The sequence below is a fragment of the Microbacterium sp. Bi128 genome, assembly GCF_918698205.1.
The window spans coordinates 1-2989 of record NZ_CAKKMM010000589.1; the positions used below are offsets into that span (position 1 = coordinate 1).

General features: G+C 64.8%; 3 protein-coding genes and 1 pseudogene. All 4 read right to left on the reverse strand.

Features of this window, described 5'->3' with window-relative positions:
• Positions 1-532, reverse strand: a pseudogene (locus LQV45_RS23375) (hypothetical protein); the annotation flags it as partial.
• Between the two features lie 272 nt (positions 533-804).
• Positions 805-939 carry a hypothetical protein gene (locus LQV45_RS35710; RefSeq protein ID WP_290370301.1) on the reverse strand — a complete coding sequence of 45 codons (135 nt, stop codon included), beginning with the start codon at positions 937-939 and terminating at the stop codon, positions 805-807.
• Between the two features lie 752 nt (positions 940-1691).
• Positions 1692-2276: a histidine phosphatase family protein gene (locus LQV45_RS23380; protein WP_028277661.1), complete on the reverse strand. Its 585-nt coding sequence runs from the start codon at positions 2274-2276 to the stop codon at positions 1692-1694.
• Positions 2277-2989, reverse strand: a 713-nt coding sequence (locus tag LQV45_RS23385; protein ID WP_230009039.1) for an HD domain-containing protein, incomplete at its 5' end; no start/stop codon positions are given.

Below are 2989 nucleotides of genomic sequence, written 5' to 3' on the forward strand. Positions count from 1 at the left end.
CCATCGCCGCGTCCCAGGACCGCCGGCGGTTCGTCCGTGCCGTGGCCAGCACGGTGATGATCCAGACGGCGGCGATCAGGGTGGCGTTGACGTCGAAGTAGCCAAGGACGCGGGGATCGTCGGTGCCGGCGCCGGGCACCAGAAGTGCGGTGGCACCCGCAATCAACCCCATCAGCACGGGGTACTCGAAGAGGCTTCCCGGGGTAATGAAGGGGAAGGCGCCATCGCCGAGGCCGCGGTTGCGGAACAGCTCCGGAAAGTCCGAGTAGCACGTGGCGTAGAACTGCCCGGGTGTTTCCCAGCCGTTGGTGCGGCAGAAGCTCTTGAGCAGAATCCCGGCCAGGGCGGCGAGGACAGTGAGGATGACCAGAACACGATCCACCGTAAAGAATCCCGGCGAAACGATCCCGGGCGCCGAGCGGTGGCCCAAGGGACCGCCTACCAGTTCCGTGAAGTTTCGGAGAAAAGGGTCGCTGCGGCTCGGGATGACCAATCGGACCCGTTTGCGCGCCGGCGGCTTTGTCTCCTGCATGACCTTGAGCTTACCGGGGGACATTGACCCGTGCCGCGCCGCGGTCTTCGCTGGCACGTCGTAGCGCAGGCCGCCACAACGGCTGCCCACGAAGGGATGCTTAAAAGGGGGAGCCCGTGCGGCGACGCACGGGCTCCCTGGGATCGGTTCCAATGTCAGTCATCAGGTCCTCCTTCGCTGCGGACAGTCCTGCCGGCAACGGGGCTCCGCCCCTGCACGGGACTAGTCCATGCGCCGGTGGCGGAAATGTCCGGCCGTCAGCAGATTGGGCGTCAGCGAATCAGGCCGGCCTGATGCATGGCGAGGAACGTGTCGTCCCGCCTTTGGTCCCGGAGTTGGCCGTTGAAGCGTGTCGACTCCCTGCGGCTCAGCTTTCGGAACAGGACCGTATAGAGCTTGTTCATCATGGTTCTTACCTCCCCTCGGGGACTCGATCGGCGCGCCCTGGTGGCGGGCAGGGCTGTGCGGCGGGCAGGAGCGGTGGTTGCGGTAGTCACAGGGACCTTTCGTTGGTGGGGATTGAGCCGCCTTGGTTCAATGGGGCGAACAGGAGGCAGCAGGAATGGGCGGATGAACGGGCCGCCGTATTTTGGGCGCGACAAATAGAGCGCTGGATGCAGGGAATTCGAATAACCGGTTCCGGGCGTGGCAATTAGCCCGAAAATCCCTGGCCTTAATTAGGCCGGAATTCCGGATAGGAAAAAGTTATTCGATGGAGAATGGCCCCTGGACGCGGTAGCGCCGAAACCCCAACAAGAAGCTGGGTTCCGAACTATGGGGAGGCTGCGCAACCGCGTGGTTCCGCCTGTTCAGGCTGCCGTCATTGGGCTTTCCGTCATGGAAGGCCAACTGCCGCGGGCCCCAGGCTGCATTGCCTGGGACGGGAAAGCGGTCAGGAAACAGTCAGTCCGACATTTGGGCGCGGGTCAGCGAACGAGGCCGGGTTGGCGGTGGTGGAGTACATCCATCCGCTAGTCAAAGTAATCATCATTTTCCCAACCTCCTTTTCTGTTCTGCCGTGGCTCCGGCTGACAGGCCGGGCGACGCGCGCCGTGACCCCGGCAAGTCGCCTTGGGGTCAGAAATAAAAATACACTACGAATGCGGCAGTTGCCTACCGAATTCATAAACTTTTTTTAACTTTGTTTTAAAAACCGGTTTTAGAGTCCCCAGCGCACGATTGCCGGTGTCTTCTTATCCCATCCCAGTGTGCAGACTTTGGCGGTCCCCAACACGAAATGCCGGCCCTCGCGGGGGTCCAATCCGAGCCACCGGGCGGTCAGGATGCGGGAGAAATGCCCGTGCGCGACGATCAGCACATTGTCCAGGCCCGATTCGAGCACCCGGGCCACGATCTTGTCCGCGCGGGCGGCGACGTCGTCGAGCGCTTCACCATTGGGCACGCCGTGCGTCCAGATCAGGTATTCGGGGTTGTCCTTGCGGATGAGGTCCGAGCTGATGCCCTCGTAGTCGCCGTAGTCCCACTCCACCGCCAGCGGCTCCAACTGGGCGTCGGGGTAGCCGGCGAGTTCGGCGGTCCGGCGGGCGCGGCGCAGGGGTGAGGTCAGTACGAGGTCGAAGTCGACGGTCTCGAGCACCCTGCGCGCCTCCACGGCCTGCTGCTCGCCTTCCACCGTGAGGGGCATGTCCGTGAGACCGGTGTATTGCCCGCTCTTGGACCACTCTGTTTCACCGTGCCGCAGGATCCACAGTTGGGGGCGGGGGCCGTTGGATGGTGCAATCACTTAGGACTCCTCAGTGGTGGAGAGTTCGGCGCCGGCGGGCGCCGCCTCGGGCTGTGCCGCCCACCAGTCCCGCAGGCGGGATTCGGCGACGGCGGGATCGAGCGGGCCGTGCTCCATGCGTTCTTCCAGCAGGAATTTGTAGGCGCGGCCCACCACGGGACCGGGCTTGAGACCAAGCAGCGCCATAATCCGGCCGCCGTCCAGGTCCGGGCGGACGGCGTCGAGGGACTCCTGCTCCCGCAGCGCCGCGATCCTGTCCTCAAGGTCGTCGTAGGCGAAGGACAGCCGGTCCGCCTTGCGCTGGTTCCGGGTGGTGACATCGGAGCGGGTGAGCCGGTGCAGGCGCTCCAGGAGGGGACCGGCGTCGGTGATGTAGCGGCGGACCGCGGAATCGCTCCAGCCGGCCTCACCGTAGCCGTAAAAGCGCATGTGCAGCTCCACAAGCCTGGCCACGGCCTTGATGGTGTCGTTGTCGAAGCGCAGCGCCTTCATGCGCTTGGCGGTCAGCTTGGCGCCCACCATGTCGTGGTGGCGGAAGCTCACTGCGCCGCCCGGTTCAAAGCGGCGCGTGGCCGGCTTGCCGACGTCGTGCATGAGGGCGGCGAACCGCAACACGAAGTCCGGGCCGGGAACCGGGCCGTCCGCCTTCGACTCCAGCGCTGCTGCCTGTTCCAGGACCTGCAGCGAGTGCTGGTAGACGTCCTTGTGGCGGT

What these genes read in the sequence shown, in the direction of transcription:
- LQV45_RS35710 (WP_290370301.1), bottom strand. Translation starts at nt 939, where the DNA reads ATGATGAACAAGCTCTATACGGTCCTGTTCCGAAAGCTGAGCCGCAGG.